Source organism: Chitinophaga sp. (assembly GCF_039596135.1).
Lineage (GTDB): Bacteria > Bacteroidota > Bacteroidia > Chitinophagales > Chitinophagaceae > Chitinophaga.
Genome location: NZ_JBCNKH010000053.1, coordinates 1 through 17,062, shown reverse-complemented (window position 1 = coordinate 17,062; position 17,062 = coordinate 1). Strand labels below are relative to the sequence as shown.

General features: G+C 44.6%; 16 protein-coding genes. 11 read left to right on the top strand and 5 right to left on the bottom strand.

What is annotated here, in order from left to right; translation table 11 throughout:
• Nucleotides 1-21 precede the first annotated feature (21 nt).
• Nucleotides 22-3,303, top strand: coding sequence for a carboxypeptidase regulatory-like domain-containing protein (locus ABDW16_RS23750; protein WP_343673225.1), 3,282 nt, complete (start codon nt 22-24; stop codon nt 3,301-3,303).
• Nucleotides 3,304-3,345: 42 nt separating this feature from the next.
• On the opposite strand, the gene ABDW16_RS23745 is transcribed toward ABDW16_RS23750, so the two are convergent.
• The 5 genes from ABDW16_RS23745 to ABDW16_RS23725 are packed head-to-tail and all read right to left on the bottom strand — an operon-like array spanning nt 3,346 to nt 7,475.
• A complete protein-coding gene (locus ABDW16_RS23745; RefSeq protein WP_343673224.1) occupies nt 3,346-4,002 on the bottom strand; it encodes a hypothetical protein in 657 nt (218 codons plus the stop codon).
• A gap of 18 nt (nt 4,003-4,020) precedes the next feature.
• Complete coding sequence (locus tag ABDW16_RS23740) at nt 4,021-4,647, bottom strand: hypothetical protein (protein ID WP_343673223.1); 627 nt, start codon at nt 4,645-4,647, stop codon at nt 4,021-4,023.
• 9 nt (nt 4,648-4,656) lie between these two features.
• Entirely contained in the window at nt 4,657-6,867 is a 2,211-nt protein-coding gene (locus ABDW16_RS23735; RefSeq protein WP_343673221.1) for a TonB-dependent receptor, read from the bottom strand.
• Nucleotides 6,868-6,888: 21 nt separating this feature from the next.
• Nucleotides 6,889-7,269 carry a hypothetical protein gene (locus ABDW16_RS23730; protein ID WP_343673219.1) on the bottom strand — a complete coding sequence of 127 codons (381 nt, stop codon included), beginning with the start codon at nt 7,267-7,269 and terminating at the stop codon, nt 6,889-6,891.
• A gap of 29 nt (nt 7,270-7,298) precedes the next feature.
• On the bottom strand, nt 7,299-7,475 hold the full coding sequence (locus ABDW16_RS23725) for a hypothetical protein (protein WP_343673218.1): 177 nt from the start codon (nt 7,473-7,475) through the stop codon (nt 7,299-7,301).
• A 310-nt stretch (nt 7,476-7,785) separates the two neighbouring features.
• On the opposite strand from ABDW16_RS23725, the gene ABDW16_RS23720 reads away from it, so the two are divergent.
• From ABDW16_RS23720 to ABDW16_RS23675, 10 genes are all read left to right on the top strand, one after another.
• Nucleotides 7,786-8,898, top strand: coding sequence for a histidine kinase (locus tag ABDW16_RS23720; protein WP_343673216.1), 1,113 nt, complete (start codon nt 7,786-7,788; stop codon nt 8,896-8,898).
• A gap of 2 nt (nt 8,899-8,900) precedes the next feature.
• Nucleotides 8,901-9,641: a LytTR family DNA-binding domain-containing protein gene (locus ABDW16_RS23715; protein ID WP_343673214.1), complete on the top strand. Its 741-nt coding sequence runs from the start codon at nt 8,901-8,903 to the stop codon at nt 9,639-9,641.
• Nucleotides 9,642-9,969: 328 nt separating this feature from the next.
• Nucleotides 9,970-10,377, top strand: a complete 408-nt coding sequence (locus tag ABDW16_RS23710; RefSeq protein WP_343673213.1) for a hypothetical protein — start codon at nt 9,970-9,972, stop codon at nt 10,375-10,377.
• Complete coding sequence (locus tag ABDW16_RS23705) at nt 10,370-11,773, top strand: AMP-binding protein (protein ID WP_343673212.1); 1,404 nt, start codon at nt 10,370-10,372, stop codon at nt 11,771-11,773. The genes ABDW16_RS23710 and ABDW16_RS23705 overlap by 8 nt, the downstream gene beginning before the upstream one ends.
• Nucleotides 11,770-12,375, top strand: a complete 606-nt coding sequence (locus ABDW16_RS23700; RefSeq protein ID WP_343673211.1) for a hypothetical protein — start codon at nt 11,770-11,772, stop codon at nt 12,373-12,375. Before ABDW16_RS23705 ends, ABDW16_RS23700 begins: the two co-directional genes overlap by 4 nt.
• Nucleotides 12,372-12,830 (top strand): 3-hydroxyacyl-ACP dehydratase FabZ, encoded by a 459-nt coding sequence (gene fabZ / locus ABDW16_RS23695; RefSeq protein WP_343673210.1) that lies wholly within the window; start codon nt 12,372-12,374, stop codon nt 12,828-12,830. Before ABDW16_RS23700 ends, fabZ begins: the two co-directional genes overlap by 4 nt.
• On the top strand, nt 12,827-14,002 hold the full coding sequence (locus ABDW16_RS23690; RefSeq protein ID WP_343673209.1) for a beta-ketoacyl synthase N-terminal-like domain-containing protein: 1,176 nt from the start codon (nt 12,827-12,829) through the stop codon (nt 14,000-14,002). Before fabZ ends, ABDW16_RS23690 begins: the two co-directional genes overlap by 4 nt.
• 2 nt (nt 14,003-14,004) lie before the next feature.
• A complete protein-coding gene (locus ABDW16_RS23685) occupies nt 14,005-14,754 on the top strand; it encodes an SDR family NAD(P)-dependent oxidoreductase (RefSeq protein ID WP_343673208.1) in 750 nt (249 codons plus the stop codon).
• A 15-nt stretch (nt 14,755-14,769) separates the two neighbouring features.
• On the top strand, nt 14,770-15,981 hold the full coding sequence (locus tag ABDW16_RS23680) for a beta-ketoacyl-[acyl-carrier-protein] synthase family protein (protein WP_343673207.1): 1,212 nt from the start codon (nt 14,770-14,772) through the stop codon (nt 15,979-15,981).
• A 22-nt stretch (nt 15,982-16,003) separates the two neighbouring features.
• Entirely contained in the window at nt 16,004-16,279 is a 276-nt protein-coding gene (locus ABDW16_RS23675; protein ID WP_116853363.1) for an acyl carrier protein, read from the top strand.
• Nucleotides 16,280-17,062: the final 783 nt, after the last annotated feature.

Here is a 17,062-nt window from a genome sequence, read left to right as displayed (position 1 = left end):
CGGAATTGTTTATTAACACTCATGTTAATTTTATGTCTACCTATGTTCCTACTGGCGCAGGAAACAACCTCAGAAATTCACGGTATCATTACCGACGGCCAGACTGGAGTACCAGGCGCTGTCATCACAGCTGTACACAACCCCACCGGCACCCGCTATGTAACCACCAGCCGTCAGGATGGTCGTTACAACTTTGCCAACGTGCGTGTAGGTGGCCCGTACACCATTTCTGTGACCTACATCGGGTATGGTGACCAGCACCTGGATAACATCAATCTGTCGCTGGGCCAGGAGTTCACTGGCAATTTTACCCTCGCCCCCGATACCAAACAATTGGGCGAAATAGTGGTGAAAGGCAAACAGGATAAAACCTTCAACAACAGCCGCACCGGTTCCCAGGAAATCATCAGCAGGGACCAGTTGGAAAAACTACCCACCGTCACCCGCTCTGCACAAGACTTTACCCGCCTCGAACCTACCACCAGTACTGTAGCGGCCGGCCAGAGCTTTGGCGGCAGAAGCCCCCAGTACAACAACTTTACGGTAGATGGTGCAAACTTCAATAACTCCTTTGGCCTGTCAGGCACCCTGGGTGGTCAGACCAGTGCACAGCCTATCAGCCTGGATGCGATTGAACAGGTGCAGGTGAACGTATCGCCTTACGATGTACGACAGGGCGGGTTCTCCGGCGCCGGCGTGAATGCCGTAACCAGGAGCGGTACCAATACCCTGAAGGCATCTGTATACACTTATATCAAAGGTGCGGGTACACAGGGTTATAAGGTGGGCAACAGCCAGGTGAATAAAACCCCGCTGTCCTTCAATATCCGCGGTCTTTCCCTAGGTGGGCCTATCATTAAGAACAAACTGTTCTTCTTCGTGAGTGTAGAATCTTCCCGTCAAACGGCGCCTGCTACCAGCTGGGTACCCTCCGATGCTACGCACCCTGCCAATGCCAGCGCTGGTGTATCGCAAGCCAATGCAGATACACTCAATGCCCTCGCTGCTTTCCTGAAGTCAAACTTCGGTTATGACCCAGGTGCATTCTCCGGTTATTCTTTCAAAACAAATAGTGATAAGATCACCGGCAAGATCGACTGGAACATCAATGAAAAACATTCATTGACGGTGAAGTACAACTACCTGAAATCATTCACCGACCAGTTCGCGAGCAACAGCCGTCCTGCAGGTGTTACAACTGGCCAGCCGGGCACGAACTCAATGCCATTCTTTGGTAGCGGTTATGTGATCAATAATAACTTCAACATCTTTATCGCTGAGTTGAACTCACGGTTCAGCAATAGAATATCCAACAAATTCCAGGTGGGATACACTGCACTACGCGACTTCCGCAAGCCTAATTCCAGCTCTGCCACCTTCCCGCTGGTAGATATCCTGAACAATGGGAATATCTATACCACCTTCGGATACGAACCTTACACTTACAACAACGTATTGAATACAGACGTATTCCAGATCTCAGACATCTTTACCTACTACACCAGTGCACACGAAATAACAATAGGTACACAGGACTATTACCGGAAGTACCAGAACGCATTTGCTCCCGGCTACCAGGGCGCTTACCAGTTCAATAGCCTCACAGACTTTTACAACAGTGTAACCAATGGTGCTGCCAATGCAAAAAGCTATTACCTGCAATACTCTGCACTGAAAGATGGTTCCTTCCCCTGGGCATATGCAGGATCTACTGAACTGGGGTTATTTGCACAGGATAAATGGAGGATCAGTGACAGGTTCACCTTCACTTATGGGGTACGATTTGACATGACGATCTACAAACAATCTTTCACTGACAACCCTGATTTCGACAAACTGGCCTTCAAGGATGGCGTAACTTACAACATTGGTAAAGCCCCTGGCAATGCAGTATTGATCTCTCCACGCGTCGGTTTCAACTATGATGTAATGGGCGACAGAACCCTGCAGTTAAGAGGTGGTTTCGGTATCTTCTCCGGTCCGCCACCATTTGTATGGCTGAGCAACCAGGCTAGTAACAACGGTATTCAGTGGGGTTCCTTCACTACTTCGAATGTGGCCTTCAGTGCTGACCCGAATGCATACCGCCCTGCATCTGCATCCGCTAATACTGCTTACAGTGTAGTGCTGACAGACAAGAGTTTCAAATATCCATCCGTGCTGAAATCAAGCCTGGCTGTAGATAAAAAGATACAGGACTGGGTATTCACAGTAGAAGGTACATATACAAAAGATATCAATGCCGTCTACTTCTCCAATATCAACCTGAACGAGACCAATGGCTATGCATTGACGAATGGCGGGGATAAACGTATAAGGTATAATACATCGCTGACTACCACACTGAATACAAGCAATAAGTATTATGCCGATGGTAGCTCACTGGCCAGCCCTAATATTGGTAACGGTATCCTCATGAAGAATACCAACAAGGGTTATACTTACAATATAACAGCACGAATAGAGCGCACTTTTGGTAACCTGTACACCAGCGTAGCTTATACACATGGTGATGCAAGAAATACTTCCGAAACCGGCAGCACTGCTTCGTCTATGTGGAGTGCACGTGCAGTAAGTGCAGATCCTAATGCTGCTAACCTGGCATATGCTGCTTACAGAATGCCCAACCGTGTGATAGCGATGGCATCTTACAAGGTATCTTATGCAAAGTATTTCTCTACTTCATTCGGTGCTATATTTGAAGCTGCGCCTGCCGGTACGGTTTCTTACATCTACAATGGTGACCTGAATGGCGATGGCTTTAATAATGACCTGATCTATATTCCAAAGAGTGCTTCCGATATTAACCTGATCAATGTAGGCTCTTACAATGCCACTACACATACCGGTTCTACTACAGGTACTGCTACTGATCCAAGAACGGCTTCACAGATCTATACACAGCTGGACAACTTCATCAGTCAGAACAAATACCTCGCATTCCATCGTGGAGAAACCGCAAAGGCAAATGCAGCTGTATTACCTTACTACAAAAAGCTGGATGTAAATATCACGGAAGATATCTCTGTAAAAACAGGAAAAGACAGGCATACATTGAGACTGTCTCTCGATGTTATCAATGTGGGCAACTTCCTGAACAGGAACTGGGGTATAGTACAAGCCGCTACCGTCAACAACTTCCTGAAGTTTGAAGGGTTGGCCGATGATGGTAAGACACCATTATTCTCGTTCCCATATGCTGATTCAAAAAACCAGGTGCCCTATGTGAATAGCTATGCAAACAACACGGCTATTCTCTCAAGATGGCAGATGCAGTTTGGTATCAGATACCTGTTTAATTAATTAACTAAAGCAAAACCCTCTTCTAGAGAAGAGGGTTTTGTTTTAGTTCTTTGTAAATGCCAGCGAAGCCCTGGTATTCCAATATGCAATATACAAAGTGCCTATGATGGAGGGGAGCATCCAGGTAATCAACGTTTGTATATGCAAACCCGCTACCATAAAGGCTGTAATAGAAGCGATCAGCGCCGCCACCATCCTGCCTATATGACTACTGAGCCATGCGTTTTTCTTCTCTTTAAAAAACCTGAAAGTGTAAAAATCCTTTAGTGTCATATACAGGCCAAACCCACCAAAGAAAGCAAACAATACTGCATTTCCGCCTTTGTGTGTAGTAACCTGGTAAATGCCTATCAGCAGCATGAGAACAGAAGCAATCAACATGGTGCCTGATATTGTCTTATCAATCGTATCAGCACTACTCTTGCTATCACCTCTGAATGTCAGCGCGCGGTTGCCTGCCAGTACCAGGTAAATGGTAAATACCCCGATCAGGAATAAGAACAGGTTCTCATGCCCCGGCATTCGTGCTATTACCAGCGATATCAGCGAACTGATGACCATCGAATAAGAAAAAGTTTTGCCACTGTTTCTATGTAGCCTGCTGCCTTTTTTTACGCCTATACTGGCAATGCCGCTGATGAGCCCAATTCCACCACACAGTGCATGTATATAGATAAGAACTTTTACGAGCGTTTCCATGGTAATAACGATTAGTGGTTAATTACATTTGGCCAGGTATCTTTCAGTCTCTGCCAGGCCCCAGTGTGGATATAAGTCTGCCGGTTTCTCTGCTTTAAAGAGTTGTTCTGCTTTTACAAACAGTGGTTTTGCTTTTTCCTTTCCGCCACCTATGTATTCAGGTTTGCCAAAGGTAGAAGCACCGTCCAGGAAGTAAAGGCGTGGGTTGTTCGGATCCAGTTTGTATCCTTCCTGCAGGTAAGTATAAGCTTTGATGCCGAAGGTTTTAAACCGTTCCATGGGGTTTACCAGCATCTGGATAGTCGCAGCCATATTGCGGATAGTGCAGAGCTCTGCATTTTTCTGAATAGCTTCTCCCTTTGCTGCCAGGTCGTTGGCTTTCTGGCCGATGGCATCCCTGTCAGATTTTGGATCACTAAACCCGATGCGTGTTTGCGCCAGTGCAGCATAATAATAAGGCAGCCACTGTGTTTTTTCGGCATCCCCAATGCGTTCAAATGCCTGTGATACGGTAGCGAGTTGTTCAGTGGTTTTAGCAGAATCGAGTAGCTCGATGTTATGTTGCATGGCAGCCACATACTTTGTGCTCTGTGCATGGGCACCAATGGTGACCAGTAAAGTTAGGGCTAAGATGATTTTTTTCATGGTTATATTTTAAAGGTTATCAATAGCGTCTTGTCTTCTGTCTATGCCCCAGTTCAGGATCAGCCCCACGAAGAAAGTGCGTTTGGCTGGTGGCAGAATGGGTTGTTTTACCAGGGCATTGTAAGAGTAGTTGTATCCTGATATGTTAGTACGCCCAAGCAGATTGGTGGCAGAAGCATATAGGATGGCCGATGCTTTACCAATCGTGGTCAGGTGATAGATGCTCATATCCAGTGTCTGGTAGCCGTTCGTTTTGCCCTGATCTTTGATGTAGTAGGCGGTGCCGGTGCTATCGGGAATGATGGCGTAGTACGGCCTGCCGGTAGCAAAGGTGTAGGTAAGACTTACACCTGTACCAATGTTGGTAAAGAAGCGTTTTACTGAAGCGGTGCCAGTGTGATTGGCTGCAATATTAGGCATCAGTGCTGTCGGATAATTCAGGTAATCACGTTTGGTATCCAGGTAGGAATAGCTGATGCTGTAATCCAGGTGTTTGAACGAAGTCTTGTCACGGTAGTACAGTTCAATTCCTTTGGCATAACCACTGCCGCTGTTGCTATACGAAGGCACAGTTTTAACCAGGTCTTCATATTTCTTGTAGAATGCTTCCACTCTCAGGAAGGTACCGCGTACCTGCCGCTGGTAGTTGATGATATAGTGAGTGGCTTGGGTATAATCGAGCGATGAGGTGATCTGCAGGTAAGTGTTTTCGGGTTTCTGATAAAACTGTCCGAAAGCTGCAGAGATGGTAGATCCTTTGCCCATCCTATAGGCCAATGAGGCACGGGGTGCCACTTTGGCCTTTTGAAGGATGGAAGAATATTCTGCCCTGACGCCGATAGTAGCCACGAGCGAATTCGTAAAGTAAAGTTCTGTTTCAGCAAAGCCGGCCGTCAGTTGATCCGGAAGGTCTTTACTGATTTGATTATAATGGAAATTATACGAAGAATACCAGTATTCACCACCAAAGCGGATGGCATTCAGGTTGCTGAATTTTTTCTCTATCACAGCTTTGCCCTGCACCATGCTTTCGCTTCTGTCTAGTCTGAAATTCACAGTATCCAGCCAGTATTTTTCAAAGGAATGCTGCGGTATATTCTTTTCATTTTGCAGCTGACTACTAATGCTGTCATGAGTGATGCTGTAGCTGGCGGAGAGTGTCATTTTCCAACCATCTCCCAGGTTCTCTTTCCAGCTGAGGGCATTGAACCAGGTATAGTTACTGAGGGTAATCGCATTCTTCATATTTACGGTATCAATGTTGAGAGTGCGTACGCCCAGTTTATTATAACTGAAAGTAGTGTAGTATTTTATCATTCCGTTTTTGGTCTTGATGCGGAAGTTCGCATCTGCATTGTGATACCGGGGACGGATAAAGTAATCAGGTGTTTGTTTCACCAGTGCATAATACAGGCTGGTGTTGGTATATTGATAGTTAAAGCCAAAGGAAGACTTGCCATTCTTTGCAAGTTTTTGCACACCCAGGCTATTCTGGATAGGAGAGATGAAGGCATTGGCTTCTGATTGCTGTGGCAGATCGATGGTCTCCATAATCAATACGGAGCTGAGGGCCTGTCCATACAGGGCGGAATAGCCACCGGTACTGAAGGCAAAGCCTTTGAACAGGGTAGCCGGGTATCTGCCACGGCTGGGTATATTGGATGCACTCAGGTAATAAGGTCTGTTCACCAGCGAGCCGTCTATGAACTGTTTTGCTTCATAGCTATCACCGCCTCTTACAAAGAGACCTTCCTGGTTACTGATTTGTTGTGCACCGGGCAGGGTATTTACAGCCCGGGAAATGTCTGCATTGGCGCCAGCCGTCGTTTGCACGTCCAGCGAACTTAATACTGTAAGGCCTTTTTTGCCCATGCCTCCTCCAAATGCGCCGGCGGTGACCGTGACGGCATTTAGTTCACTGATCTTTTCCTTAAGGGCAAATGCTACCTGTACGGGCTGACCTCCCAGGGTGATGGTTTGTTCTTTGGTTTCATACCCTGTGGCCGAAGCGACCAGTGTGAAAGTACCTTTTTCTGTGGTACGGATCCGGAAATGCCCGGTAGAATCAGTAGTGGCACCATCATAGGTGTCTTTGAGCGCGACAGATACACCGGGTATTGCCTGCTTTTTATTGTCAGTAACCGAACCGGTTATTTGCGCCTGCCCAAGGGCCACGGTGGTTAAAAGCAGGAACAATATGGTAAGTATCTTTTTAGGCATACATGCAAGAATTGTAGTGGGTTAATTTAATTTGGATGCGTGCAGGTCCTTTATTCTCCCTATTTCTATATTAAAGAGCAGGAAACTCACGGGTTTATTTAAATATCCTACATTGGCTAATTGCCTGGGCAGTATATCCAGCACATAGTCATACGGATATTTGGTTACGAAAACGTATACAATGTCCTTCTGGAAAATGTCGTCAAACACCAGGTTTTCTATACCTGAAATACTGACGTCTATAAAAACTATATCCGGAGCGGACTTTCTGATGGTGGTCAGTATGTCGGAGGCTTTAGTCAATTTGGCGATGAGCCTGATTCCATCCGTCTGACTGATATAGTATTCCAGCATATCAACACTGAGCGGGTCTTCGTCTATTATGATGCAGGTCAAAAACATTGCTGGTAGATAATTAATGAAAAAAGAGATTAGGCGGTTACAGTCGCTAAGCTGGATACACCGGTAGGCAGGGTATTGATAGAAGAGTAATTGTTGCCCTGGCCATTTGAACCTTTGCCGCAACCGCAGGCGTTCAGCTTGCTGATGATTTCTTTGTTCAGGCTCAGATTTGATTGCTTGCCGGTGGTTTGTTTTACTTGTTTCATAGTGGTAGTTTTTTTTGGTTTTTTGTTGTTGATTACGATACAAACTTTCATCTTTTCCCGCCGGCCAAAAATTCTTTTAGACCAAAGTGATGTCTTACCCAACGAAATGATCACACCCTGGGCATCAAGGATTTTGAAAATTGGGAAAATCGGGGTTTACAAGGGGTAACTTTAGGGGTATACTCATCAAAATTTGGGCTGGAAAACCCCCTTACATAAGGAATTACGCCAAAAAAAACTTATCTTCATAGGAGAGTGTAGCATTTGACCCAAACTGAAGACGCTGATTTCTAATTGTTTAGAGGAGGACATGAAACCAAGACCCTTAGATTTTACCCGACTACTTATCCCGGAGAATGTAAAGTATGTACACATTGTATTCTGGTGTATTATGTTGATCCTGTATACCCTGAATATTATGTTCCTATACTCGACGAACGGAATTATTTCCCTTATGTTCGGATTAAGGAACCTGTTGGGGGCAATGTTTTTCTTTTATTTCATTTTCTATGTACTGGTACCGGTTTTCCTGGAAAGGAAAGAGCGGCTCCTGTTCCTGGCCGGCCTCCTGGTTCCCTTCTGGATGTGGGCCGTGATCAATTATTCCTTTATGTCGCTGCTAATCAGGTATTTCACAATAGCAGACAGGGATTTGTTGGCCTCCGTAAAGGTAATAGCTGACAAATCGATCTGGCAGATACTGGCGCCGCATACCATTTTCCAAACCTCTATCGGGGTGCTCATGATCGTAACACCCCCCATTACCATTAAACTCGTCGAAGAAATATCCCGGTCAGTGAACAGAGCCCTCCGGTTAGAAAGGGATAACCTGAACCTTGAGGTGAGTTTTCTACGTTCGCAACTGAATCCTCACTTTTTATTCAACACCCTCAATAATATCTATTCACTGTCTGTCAGAAATAATCCAAAAGCACCTGAATTAATTATGCAGCTTTCCGATATGCTGCGCTATACCTTGTACGAATCAAATCGCGAAGTAGTAGATCTGTCAAAAGAAGCCGATTTCCTATATAACTATGTTCAACTGGAGAAAGCCAGGTATGGAAAGGATGTAGATATTCAGTTTGTATACGATGCTGAATCCCTGGAGGGTTATAAGATCGTACCACTGTTGACATTCCCGTTTATCGAGAATTCATTTAAACACGGACTGGATACTACAACCAAAAATCCATGGCTGAAAATTTCATTCGAGGTGGAAGACAATACGCTCTATTTTGAAATCGCAAACAGTAAAGGGGACGAATCATTGTTTAAACATAATAAAGAATCCGGAACGGGGGGAATAGGGATTGCAAATACGCAAAAGCGCCTTTCCTTGTTATACCAGAATAAGTATTCATTATCCATTAACAATAGCCCGGATTCGCATAGCATCAACCTTAACATAACTCTTGTCTAACCATGAAAAAAATCAGATGCATCATCGTAGATGATGAGCCATTATCCCGGGAATTGTTAGAAAGTCACATCGAGCGCATACCCTTCCTTGAACTTGTTAAATCGTGCGCAGATGCTTTCGATGCGATAGATATATTGCAGACAGATACCATTGAACTCCTGATTACAGATATCCAGATGCCGAGAATCAACGGACTGGAACTGATCAAATCATTGTCTAATCCGCCCTTCCTGATCTTTGCCACTGCCTTCTCCAACTATGCGATCGAAGGATATGATCTGAATGCTGTTGACTTTTTATTAAAACCAATTTCATTCGAAAGATTTTTGAAAGCGATCAATAAAGCAAAGAAAGATATTGATCAGAAAGTAGGAGAACTTGCAGCAGCTGCGCCTACACCCGCCAGCCAGGCACAGCTACCTCAACACCTGTTTGTAAAAGACGGACACAAATTGTCAAAGATTCTGTTCGAAGATATTCTGTACATCGAGGGCATGAAAGATTACATCAAGATAGTCACAAAACAAAAGAATGTAGTGACTTACATGCGAATGAAAAGTATTGAAGAAGTGCTGCCTGAGTCACAGTTTGTACGCATACATAAGTCTTATATCATTCATCTGCCATCAATCAAATCAGTAGTAGGTAATTCAATTGAACTGGTGAATAATGAATCTATCATCATATCAAAACAATATAAACAAATGTTGATTGATCGATTGAATGTAGCTGGCAAAGTATAGTAAAAGCCCCGTCAGTATTGCGGAAAGCCCGCTCTAACAGTATGTTGGAGCGGGCTTTCTGCATTTAAGCACGTAAATACGCGATATCTAAACCAGGGTTTATTTGGTGTGGTAAACTTTCAATTTCGTCTAAAAGAGTTTTTACGCGAAGTGTTTTGTTAGACATTTGAATCATCGAAGCAAACAAAACGAAAAAGTTCGCCACCCGATACAAGATTTGAAGAGAATGATATTTGGTTGTGTAGAAACAGCATCTTGTCTAAAAAAATTTTCAAAGTGTACGTTTCGAAGCAATTTTAAACCATCAATCAAAACTGAAAATAAAAACATGGAACTTAAAAATTACAGCACAGTATCGAATGCCTTCTACAAGGTGGTGCAGGCTGAAGCAAAAATAGATGAACTGATCACAGCCATCAAAACCACCAGCCTGCCTGCATCTGAGAAGTATGCGTACCAGGCATTCTGTTATGCGATGATGGCAAAAGAAGCTTCCGGAATGTTGCAGAAAGGAAAATATATTCAGCAGTACGGTGAGTTCATTGGCAAATCGATCGTGATCAACAGCGACTGCTACGAAGCAAGACTGATGCGCTTCATTGTCGAAAAGAGATTGACAGAAGTAGACTTTGTAAGTCATAAACAAACAGACATTGAATTTCTGTCGGCCAACGTTCAAACGATACAGGACGATTGTTTAAAGCATGTAACCTTAAAAGCCCTTTCAAATGTATAAGGACTCATTTTTCATCCCATTCCAGGAACATCACGATTCGATCATCGTAGATGCTACACAATCGAAGAGTTATACCTATGAAGAAGTGTATGGCCAGATTGCGGATATAGCTGCGAACATCGAAGAACTGCACCTGGCAAAACATTCTATCGTTGTAATCTATGGTTACAAGAATGCATTCAAATCACTGCTGCTGTTTTTCTCCTGTCTGAAATGTGATCTGATTCCATTCCTGGTAGAAACAGGTGGGTTGAGCAAAATCACAGATCTCAAATTCAACGCACTCATCGCAGAAGCCGCTGTGACAGATAGCATCGTAGAAAATGCCACTGCACAAAAAGTAAAGGATGCATACCTCTATTACAACCTGCACGATGATGTGTATATAGGTGATGAAAATGATCTGCTGGTAGTATCCAGCTCTGGCACTACCGCAGGCACACCTAAAAAAATACTGCTGGGCAAACAGCAAACCATCGCAAACATTGCCTCCAACAGGGAAGCGATGGCTATCACAAAGGAAGATGTGACACTTGTATTACTACCTGTATCATACTCCTACGGCCTCATTGCACAGTTCCTGACACACTTTTTTACAGGTGCAAAGATCGTACTGGGCGAAAGATTGCTGGGCATCTTACAACTACCACAGCTCTTTCAGAAACACCAGATCACGAATGTGTTTATGACGCCCCTGCTGGCAAGACTTATCTTATACTACTATCAAAAGATACCTAAGATCAAAAATAATCTGCGGTTCATTACCATGGGCGGAGACAAGCCACACCTGCCTACATTCCAGAATGTATTCAGACTGTTCAGCTGCCCCATCTACAGTACCTATGGCCTGGCTGAAGCGGGACCCAGAGTCGCAACCTGCAAATATACAGAAGTACCCGAGGGGGATAGTGAAGCCTGCATTGGCCTTGTCAATCCAGGTATCACGCTCCGGGTGGCACACACAGAAAAGTACCAGGACAAATACAACGATACGCCCATTGGCTATCTGCAAATAGAAACTCCTTCTATCTACCTGGGATACATCAGGGGCAATGTGCTGGACAAACCATCATCCAATACAGTGCTGACCACAAAAGATATCGTGGTGAAGAAAGACGATCGCTATTTGATACTGGGTAGGGAAGGAGATTTTATCGAATACAAAGATAGGATCATCTGGTTCAACAGTCTCTCCGATGAGCTGTACCATGCACCTGAAATTCTAAAAGTAAGTATCCGGAAGGATAGTAAAGACAGAATGGAAATAGGCGTTTTTCATAGAAATAAAATTAACGTGCCCGAAGTAGAACAGGCGCTGAAAGATAAGTACGACCTGCACGCCGGTGATCACTATGACCTGAAATTAATAGAGTTCAATAATACCTATTACAAATGACCCACCTGTTCATTGCTGAAGTAAAACCAGTAGCTGATGATAGCTGCATGGATACAATACGAAAATATTTCAGCGATGAATTAGTAAACAGGCTCACTAAATCTCCCGGGGCGGGACACTGGTCAAAAAGGGTGACATCCAGGTTAATGCTTGTAAACATCTTTCATGAACTGGGACTGAACGTAGCGCTCCTCAGGGGACTGCATTACAATAGGCATGGAAAGTTAGTGATGGATACGGGGACCCCCAATATATCTATCTCCTATAGCAACAGTATCGTAGCATGCGTAGTAAGTGAAAACAAAATAGGGGTGGACATAGAAGACATGCGAGAGACCCCCACCAGCAAAACAATGACCCTGCTGGAAAAGTGGACAGGCAGAAAGGTAAAAGACCGGGTGGACTTCTTTAAGCTTTGGACACAGATAGAATCGATCGCCAAGCTATACGACGACAAGGGACTTGCTGATATATTCTACGGCAATCTGCTATCAGAAAAACATTATACCAGACAATATCTTTTAAATAACAATTACCTCGTATCCATGTCTGCACTGACATGCCTGGATACTGTTGACCAAATAAAAACATTGACTATATGACAACGGCAGAATTCGATACCCTGAAGCCATCCGCGCTACTACCCCACAGAGAGCCAATGTTGCTGGTGGACAAGGTATTGCACACAGACTTTAAAAATACCATTACAACCGAAACTGAAATAGGGGAAGAAATGATATTCCTGAAAGGACACTTCCCCGGTTATCCCTTACTACCAGGTGTAATCATCATCGAAGCTATGTTCCAGGCATCTGGTGTACTCAACAGGGTCGCCACGCTGGATAGAGATGGCGAGGCACCGCAAAAAAAGAAATTGGGCAAGGCGGTAAAAGTAAAATCGGCCGTGTTCTACAAGGAAGTGTTACCCGGAGATAAACTGATTATTACCTCTGAACGCATCAAGAATATCTTAAACTTCAGCGAGTACAAGGCAACCGCCACTGTGAACGGAGAAGTAGTATGTAAAGCAGAAATCACTTTATCTATAAGCATATGAAAAATAATAACAAAATTCTGATCACTGGCCTTGGCAGCATTTCCCCGCTGGGATATGGATCTGCCGCCGCATGGGAAAAAATACTGGCAGGTGAAAACGGCCTCAAAATAAAAACTGACTGGACACATACCAGTATTCAACCCCAGTATTACGGCGAAGCACCTGTAGTTGAATTTGCCGGCGAAGTAAAATGGGATGACCGGTTCCCGCCCCAGCAATACTCCAAACTCGGTATGCTGGCCTGCAAGAAAGCCCTCGATGATGCCGGCATCGTGCTCCAGGCATCGGACAACGAAATCGGTTTGGTGATAGAAACCAGCCTCGGCGCCACCGCTTCGGTAGAAGATTACCTGTATGACCTGTACCGGTTCGGATTGCAGAAAATAAGTCCGGTGAAATTTACGAAGACCGTTGCCAACACAGTGCTGGGCGACATTTCAAGGGTCTTTAAACTGAACGGCCCCAGCTCTTTGATCTATAATTCCAACAGTATCACCTACGGGTTTGACCTGATCAAAAAAGGCGCTGCTGATATTGTAATCTGCGGTGGTGTAGACCACTACACAGAGTTCAGGGTGCTGAGTGAGCAGGAAAGCAATCACCTGGTACACGTAAATGAAGATACCGACCCATTCAGTGCCGCTGCAAAAGAGCCGGATGATCGTCGCAATATACTGGGCGATGGCGCTGCCTTCCTGGTGCTGGAAAGTGAAGCCAGCGCGGCCCGCAGAGGAGCAAAGCGATATGCAGAACTGGTAGAATACCATAGCTGCTTCGACTACCAGAATGTGGAAGATACCACCAGGCGCTCGCCGGCAGTAGTCAAATCGGCCATCGATGCACTCAAACCCATCGTTACTTCCAACGGAAAGTTAGTATACCTGAGTGCTTACACCACGGCCGGACAATTGGAAAATAGTGAACGGCACCTGCTTGAAGACCTGAATAAACAACACGAAACATACAGCCTGCGGCACAAAGCTTACACTGGTGATATGAAATCGGCCAGCAGCATTATGGGGGCAAGCATTGCCAGCCAGATCCTGTACAGCGACCGGTTTCCTGAACCGGATGCAGCGGGGGAATATCCTTCCGGGTTTGGCTATGCCCTGGTCAATACAAGTCACGAAGGTGGCGGTAGTTCTCATCTCTTACTTAGAAAAACACATTAAACATGAAAAATATTTTCATCACAGGCGGTTCTAAAGGAATCGGTAAAGAACTGGTAAAAACATTTGCCCGTCTGGGTCACCAGGTAGTATTCACTTATCAGTATTCAGCGGCAAGCGCGCAGAAAATAGTGGATGAACTCCATGCGGAAGGCTTCCCAAATGTATACACCTTCAAATGCGATATGGGCAATGAAGCAGAAGTAAAAGCCCTGTTCAGATCCAACAAAGAGATCCTGAAAGAGGTAGATGTACTGATCAACAATGCAGGTATCCGCGACAGCAAGCTCAATGCAAATCCCAAACCTTTCCTGATGACATCTTCTGCAGAATGGTGGGAAGTAATGCACAACAACATCAATGGTGTAATGAATACCAGCCGTGCAGTGCTGCCATCCATGATCAAAAGAAAAAGCGGCAGGATCATCAATGTAACCTCGCTGGCAGGCATCAAAGGCAACCCCGGTCAATCGGCTTATGCCGCTTCCAAAGCTGCCATCAATTGTTTCTCCAAGTCCCTCTCCCGCGAAGTAAAGGGTATGGGTATCATCATCAACTGTGTGGCGCCGGGATTCATTGAAACTGAGATGGTAGACAATCTGCCTGATCAATATGTAAGCAACAGGGTGGGCAACAGTCTGCTAAAACGGATGGGTACTACCGATGAAATTTCCAACTTCATCTCTTACCTGGCACTGGAATGTCCCGAATTTTTAATCAACCAGGAAATCGTGATCGATGGTGGTATGAACTAAAAAAAACTATGTAACATGAAAAAGAGAGTCGTTGTTACCGGTATCGGTGCCATATCAGCACTAGGCAATAATATAGCTGAGATGACAGAAAGCCTGGAAAGTGGCAGCATCAGATATAATGCAATCCCATCAGACAGGTTCTCTACCAGCCACAAGCTATTTGCCAATAACAGGGGATTTATGATGGATTATGAACTCTATCAGAGCTCCTGGGACAAGGATGTATCCATCATGAGTGAGGTTGCAGTAAAGTGTATACAGGAAGCGATAGACAGCGCTCACCTGTCAGAAGAAACACTGCACGAACACAATGCGGGCCTCATTATAGGTACATCAGTCGGGGCCAGTTTCCCCATCCTGCAACGTATCAAAAAATCAGTGCAGGAAAATGAGGATGACTATGAGCTGGCCTTGTATTCAACTCCCAAAATCTTAGGCAAGATTGCCCGCGCCTTTAAACTACAGGGATACGTGTCCGCCATCTCTACAGCCTGTGCCTCCGGCACAAACTCGATAGGCAGAGCCTTTGACCTGATTGAAAACGGTAAGGCAGATATTATGATCAGTGGTGGTATGGACATCTTTACGGAGCTCACCTATACAGGATTCAATTCCCTGATGGCTATCTCTAAAACAAAGTGTAAACCATTTACAAAGTCAAGAGACGGTATGTCGCTCGGTGATGGTTGTGCCATCCTGATCCTGGAAAGCCTGGAATCGGCTATCGAAAGGGGAGCACCTATCTATGCAGAGATCAAAGGGTATCACATCTTAAACGAAGCCTATCATGCTACCGCACCTCATCCAGATGGCATCTATGCCCTGAAGTGTATGAAGAGTGCTCTTGCGTATGGTGGTATGAGTACAGATGATGTGGATTATATCAATGCACACGGTACAGGTACCGGCAAGAATGATAGTGCAGAACTAAAAGGGTGTGAAGCCCTGCTACAGGAAAAGGCTACTAAAACCTATGTGGGGTCTACCAAGTGCCTGACAGGTCATACCCTGGGCGCAGCAGGCAGCATAGAAGCGATCATCAGTATCCTGAGTATGCAGCACAATGCCCTCTATGCAAACTACGAGGCAGATGACCTGCCTGAATCTGAAAAGATCGAATTCGTGACACAAAACAAAAGTAACATTCCGCTGGATACAGTATTGTCCAACTCTTTTGGTTTCGGCGGAAACATGGCCAGCATTTTATTAACTAAATATAAAAATTAAAAAACCTTAAAAACTTATAATTATGGAACACAAAGTAATCGAACAAAAAACTAAAGAAGTTCTCATCAGTGTACTGAACCTGAACAAAACTGTTGATGAATTATCTAACGATCAGGCCTTATTTGGCAATGACGAAAACCCGGGATTATTTGACGATAGCCTGGCTGTACTGGAAGTAACATCTGTATTGATGGCAGAATTCGAACTGGAAGCATCAGACTTCGGCGAAGAAAGCTTCAAAACTGTGGGTACCCTTGCGCAGCGCATCTATGATGTATTGCACCTGGCTGTTGTATAACCGGTAATTCAAGCCCCATGCAAAAAGAAGTAGTAAAAAACGGTCTTTCCAACATTGTATTGCCGGAGGGAGCCCGTAGCATCAGAAGGCCTTTCAGGCAGATTTGCATCAATAAGTAGGCTACCCCGGTTTTAACCCAATCATCATCCAAAATCTATATCACATGTCCATGCTCGAACTCAACGTAGTAGAACTGGAAACCCGTCTTGAACTGGCTGGATCTACTGCCATCGATTCTATCGAAGTAAACTGTTAATCATTTTTCTTAAACCTTTTAAAACTTAAACACATGCAGGAAACAAACATCGTAGAACTGGAAAGCCGCATTGAGCAGGCAGCAATCGACGTGACAATCAATTGCGACTAATTTAAAATTTTCAAACCCTTTAAAACTTAAACACATGCAAGAGTTAAACATCGTAGAACTGGAAAACCGCGTAGAACTGGCGGCAGCAGAAGCAGCAATCGACGTAACCATCAATTGCTAATTCACGAATCACATTTTCAAACCAATTAAAAACTTAACACAATGCAAGAGTTAAACATCGTAGAACTGGAAAGCCGCGTAGAGCTGGCAGCAGCAGAAGCAGCAATCGACGTAACCATCAATTGCTAATCTACCAATCACATTTTCAAACCAATTAAAACTTAAACACATGCAAGAGTTAAACATCGTAGAACTGGAAAGCCGCGTAGAGCTGGCAGCAGCAGAAGCAGCAATCGACGTAACCATCAATTGCTAATCTACCAATCACATTTTCAAACCAATTAAAACTTAAACAC